The organism is Streptomyces sp. URMC 123 (assembly GCF_051386515.1).
Taxonomy (GTDB): Bacteria; Actinomycetota; Actinomycetes; order Streptomycetales; family Streptomycetaceae; genus Streptomyces.
The window spans coordinates 1-4321 of sequence record NZ_JBPQTV010000440.1 but is presented as its reverse complement, the minus strand read 5'-3'; the positions used below and the strand labels follow the sequence as shown (position 1 = coordinate 4321).

5 protein-coding genes and 1 tRNA gene are annotated in these 4321 nt (G+C 75.3%); 4 read left to right on the top strand and 2 right to left on the bottom strand.

Annotation, left to right across the window (positions count from 1 at the left end; all coding sequences use genetic code 11):
* Together ACSNOD_RS28935 and ACSNOD_RS28930 are read right to left on the bottom strand one after the other, a co-directional pair.
* Positions 1 to 74, bottom strand: a tRNA-Met gene (locus ACSNOD_RS28935).
* Positions 75 to 152: 78 nt separating this feature from the next.
* Positions 153 to 434, bottom strand: a complete 282-nt coding sequence (locus tag ACSNOD_RS28930) for a WhiB family transcriptional regulator (protein WP_436770032.1) — start codon at positions 432 to 434, stop codon at positions 153 to 155.
* Between the two features lie 358 nt (positions 435 to 792).
* On the opposite strand from ACSNOD_RS28930, the gene ACSNOD_RS28925 reads away from it, so the two are divergent.
* The 4 genes from ACSNOD_RS28925 to blsF all read left to right on the top strand — a co-directional run bounded on the left by ACSNOD_RS28925 (position 793) and on the right by blsF (position 4239).
* Positions 793 to 2130 carry a hydroxymethylcytosylglucuronate/cytosylglucuronate synthase gene (locus ACSNOD_RS28925; protein ID WP_436770031.1) on the top strand — a complete coding sequence of 446 codons (1338 nt, stop codon included), beginning with the start codon at positions 793 to 795 and terminating at the stop codon, positions 2128 to 2130.
* Complete coding sequence (gene blsE, locus ACSNOD_RS28920) at positions 2127 to 3113, top strand: cytosylglucuronate decarboxylase (protein WP_436770030.1); 987 nt, start codon at positions 2127 to 2129, stop codon at positions 3111 to 3113. The genes ACSNOD_RS28925 and blsE overlap by 4 nt, the downstream gene beginning before the upstream one ends.
* Positions 3114 to 3232: 119 nt before the next feature.
* Positions 3233 to 3649, top strand: coding sequence for a hypothetical protein (locus ACSNOD_RS28915; protein WP_436770029.1), 417 nt, complete (start codon positions 3233 to 3235; stop codon positions 3647 to 3649).
* Positions 3610 to 4239 carry a CGA synthase-related protein gene (gene blsF / locus ACSNOD_RS28910; protein WP_436770033.1) on the top strand — a complete coding sequence of 210 codons (630 nt, stop codon included), beginning with the start codon at positions 3610 to 3612 and terminating at the stop codon, positions 4237 to 4239. Before ACSNOD_RS28915 ends, blsF begins: the two co-directional genes overlap by 40 nt.
* The last annotated feature ends 82 nt before the right edge of the window (positions 4240 to 4321 follow it).

Sequence of the window (4321 nt, the reverse complement as noted above, 5' to 3'; positions counted from 1 at the left end):
TAGCGGGGACAGGATTTGAACCTGCGACCTCTGGGTTATGAGCCCAGCGAGCTACCGAGCTGCTCCACCCCGCGTCGGTGAACACGACCTTACGCGCTTCGCCCCCCGGAGCCAAATCGCTTTCCGCGCCGCCCGGAGGGCGGGCGAAACCCTCAGGCGCGCCGAGCGGCGCGCAGATGGCGCCGCTCGTTCTCGGAGAGGCCGCCCCAGACCCCGAACCGCTCGTCGTTGGCGAGCGCGTACTCCAGGCATGCCGCACGCCCCTCGCAGGCGCCGCAGAGCCGCTTGGCCTCCTGCGTGGAGCCGCCGGCCTCGGGGAAGAAGAAGTCCGCCCCGGTCTGGGCGCACAGGGCGTTCTCCCGCCAGTCGGGGGTGGAGTCGATGCCGTCGTGCGAGGCCCCGGTGGTGGCCCCGGAGATGAAGTCGATCAACATGGCGGCCACTCTTCCCGCAGCCGATCAACGTCTGGTGAACGTTCGATCGACATCCGCACCGCGCGACCGTACTGCCGCGTCGGTGGCATCCGTACGGTGGCCGGGCCGCGCCGAACCTACCCCGCGGCCGCCTCGCGCAATCCCGTGACGCGCGCGGACCGACCCGCCGGTACCGCGTCGGCTCGCGCGCGTCACTCACATGAGCGGTCGATGTGCGACTTTGTGGCGACCATGCAGGGACATATGCCTAAATCAATAGGAGCGCCAGGCATTTCGCCCAGCACGCGTCGGTTCGCCGACGGGGCGTGCGCCGCACGAGGGGGCGCTCTCATGACCAGGGCAGGGGGGCCGCGGCGTCATGACAGGCAGGTGGGGAACGCCCGCGAGCGACCGCGGCGCGGAAGCGCCCGAGGCCGGGACCGAAGCCCAAGCCGAAGTCGGTCGGGGCGCGGCGGGGGACAGCAACGACAAGGACCGGGGCGGCGGTTGGACCATCGCCCTGGCGGGGGCCGAGTTCGGCTGGGGCAGCGCCGGAAAGCTGAGTGCGATCGTGGCGGCGCTGCGGTCCCGCTCCTCGCGCCCACCGCGCCTGGTGGGGCTGGGATCGGCCCTCGGCCGCCCGCTGCTGGCCGAACACCGCGTGGACCGGTGGTACGACATCGCCACCGCCGACCCGGCCGCCGTCGCCGCCGTCGTCCGTACGGAGAACGTCCGCGCCGCCGTGGTCGTACTGGACGGCCCGGCCGCGACGGCACTGGAGGCCGCGGGCGTGCCGACGGTCTTCGTCGACAGTCTGCCGTTCCTGTGGAGCGAGGGCGACCGACCGCATCTGCCGCTGGAGGTCTCCCTCTACTGCGCCCAGCGCGCCGTGGAACTGCCTTCGGAGTGCCGGGGGGTGCTCGCCGCGGTGCGCCGCCTCCGGTGGGTGGAGGCCGTGGTCGCGACGCACCCGGCGGCCCCGCGGCCGGCCGGCGAGCGCCGCGTGCCCTTTCGACGGGCCCTGCTCACCCTGGGCGGCCTGCGCTCCCCCAGCCTGCGGGACTGGGCGCCGTACCCGCGGCTGGTCCTGCCCGCGGCGCTGGACGCGCTCCGGGAGGCCGGTGTCCAGGAGGTGCGCGTGACCGGAAATCTGCCCTCCGGTTCGCTCGCGGTACTGTGCCCGGCCGGCCCCGGGGACGGGCCGCTTCGCGTCACCGCCGGGCCGCTCCCCCACGGCGCGTTCCTCGAACAGCTCGCCTCGGTCGACGTCCTGCTCGCCTCGCCGGGGCTCACCACCCTGCTCGAAGCGGGGGCGCTCGGCACACCGGTGGTCTGTCTGCCGCCGCAGAACCTCAGCCAGGTCTTCAACGGGCGCTTCCACAGCCGGGCGGTCGGGGCCTCGGTCCGGGCCCGGTGGCCCGCGCAGGTCTTCGCCGAGGAGCACGCCCTCGCCGCCCGGCTGGAGGGCGAGGAGCCGGCGCTGCGCGTGGTCTACGACGGCATCGCCCGCGCCGCCGCCGAGGACGCGGAGGAAGTGCGCCGGGCCGTGCGCGAGGAAGTGCTCGCCGCCCTGCGGCAGGCGGCCCGGGGCGCCGACTGGACGGGGCTCGCGGCGGCCGTGGGCACCGGGGGCGCCGCCCAGGTCGCCGACGGCGTCCTGTCCCTGCTCCGGGGCGCGCACGGCCGCGGCCCGCGCCGGGAGGCGATCGCGCCATGACCGAGCGCCGCCGCTATCTGTTCATCCGGATTCTGGAAGCCTGCAACGCCGACTGTTTCATGTGCGAGTTCGCCCTCTCCCGGGACACCTTCCGCTTCTCCCTGGACGAGTTCCGGGAGTTGCTGCCCCGGGCGGTCGCGGCCGGAGTGGGTTATGTGCGGTTCACCGGCGGCGAGCCGCTGATGCACCGGGACGTGGTGGAGCTCGTACGGGTGGGCACGGCCGCCGGCATGCGGATGTCACTGATCACCAACGGCATGGCGCTGCCCCGGCTGATCGAGCCGCTCGCCGCGGCGGGGCTGGCCCAGGTGGTCGTCAGTCTCGACGGGGCGTCCGCCGAGACGCACGACGTCTACCGCCGCTCGCCCGGCATGTTCGACAACGCGCTGCGAGGGCTGCGCGCCGCCGCCGAGCGGGGCGTGCTGCCACGGGTGAACACGGTGGTGGGACCGCACAACTACACCGAGATGCCGCGGCTGCAGAAGGTGCTCACCGAGGCCGGCGCACGGCAGTGGGAGCTCTCCGCGCTGAAACTGGAGCGCACCATTCGCTACCCCGACCCGGGCCATGTGCGGGCCGTGTGCGACCCGGTGTACGACGCCCCACCGGACACCCTGCTGGTGCCCATGGGCAAGCGGTTCTACGGCGACACCCCCGAGGAGCGGGAGCGGTACTTCACCGAGTCCCTCACGCCCAGGGCGAGCCGCCCCCTGTGCCATGTCGTGGACGATGTGATCTATCTGGACGGCAAGTACGGGCGCGTGTACGCGTGCAGCTGTCTGCCGCACCGGGAGGGCGACGAGCCCGGGGGCGCGCCCCTGCGCGAGGACGGCGTCCTGCGGCTCGACACCGCGGCCTTCCGCGCCCACGCCGACTTCTACCGCGAGCGGGGGCCGAGCATATGCGGCGGCTGCTCGACGACCGCGGCCGGCTACAGCGACGACGTGGCCCGCCTCGGGACCGTCCCGCCCTGGCACTACTGACGGCCGGTAACCGCCGGAACCGGCGGAGCTCTGCCGGGAACCGCAGATCTGCCGTCAACCGCCGAGAACACCGCCCCGGAAGCGCCAAGCACCGCCCGGGAGACCTTGAGGACGTCCGCATGCTCAGCACTGGCCAGCCCGGCACGCCATCGGCCGGCACCGCCCCGCCCCGCCGGCGCGTTCTGCTGGTCGCGCGCGCCCAGCGGTTGGACTCGCTGCTCGTGGGGCGCCGGGTGGCCGCGCATCTGACGGAGGTGGAGCTGATCCGCGCCACCGCCGTGTCCGGGCGGTCGTCGTCCCCGTGGGCGGCCGGGCCGCCGTTCGACGCCGCCCTGGTGTGCGACGAGCCCGAGGCCGCGGACGCGCTGCACGGCGCGGGCGTGCCCGTGGTGTTCGTGCACTGCGGACACGAGGCCGCGCCCCCGCCGCCGGTCGCGGCGGCCGTACGCGAGGTGCACCGGCCGGGCGTGCCGGCGGCCTCGAACGGACACCAGTACTGCCGCCCGGCGTTCCCCGGGCGCGGCCCACCGGGCTGATCGCGCCCGTACGGTCCGCCCGGGCCCGTGACCGCTCCGGCGCCCTGGTGCTGATCTCCTTCGCGGGGGTGCCGCGGTGCGGTGTGGCGGTCGCGGCCCGGGAGCTGTTGCTGCCGCTGGCCACCGCGGCCGTACGGCGCGTGGGGCGGTGCGACGTGGTCTGCGACTGCGGTGCGGACGCGGTCCGTACGGTGCTCGGCGCCGTGTCCGGCGCACGGGTGCTCCGGGCCGCCGAGGTGGACGTCGACGCCCTGCACGCAGGCGCCGGGGTGTGCCTGGCGGCGCCCGCGCTCACCGCCCTGGCGCTCGCCCAGGCCCGGCGGGCGCCGCTGGCGCTGCTGCCGCCCCTCTCCCCCGACCAGGGCGACCTGGCCGAGCGGGTGCGGCGGTCGGTGCCCCTGCCGATCGTGGACGACCCCGAGGACCCGCGGCTGTGGCCACCCCCGGACATTCCGGGGGGCGAGCCGCGGTGGGCGGTGGAGGCCGGGTCGCCCTGGGACGCGCTCGACCCCGCCGCCGACGACCTCAGAGGCGCCCAGCGGGTCGCCCGCCATGTCCGGCAGCTCTCGCTCGCCCCCATCGGCGGCTGACCACAGCCGCCCGACGCGGGCACGGGCAGGGCGTCGACGTCCACCTCGGCGGCCCGGAGCACCCGTGCGCCGGACACGGCGC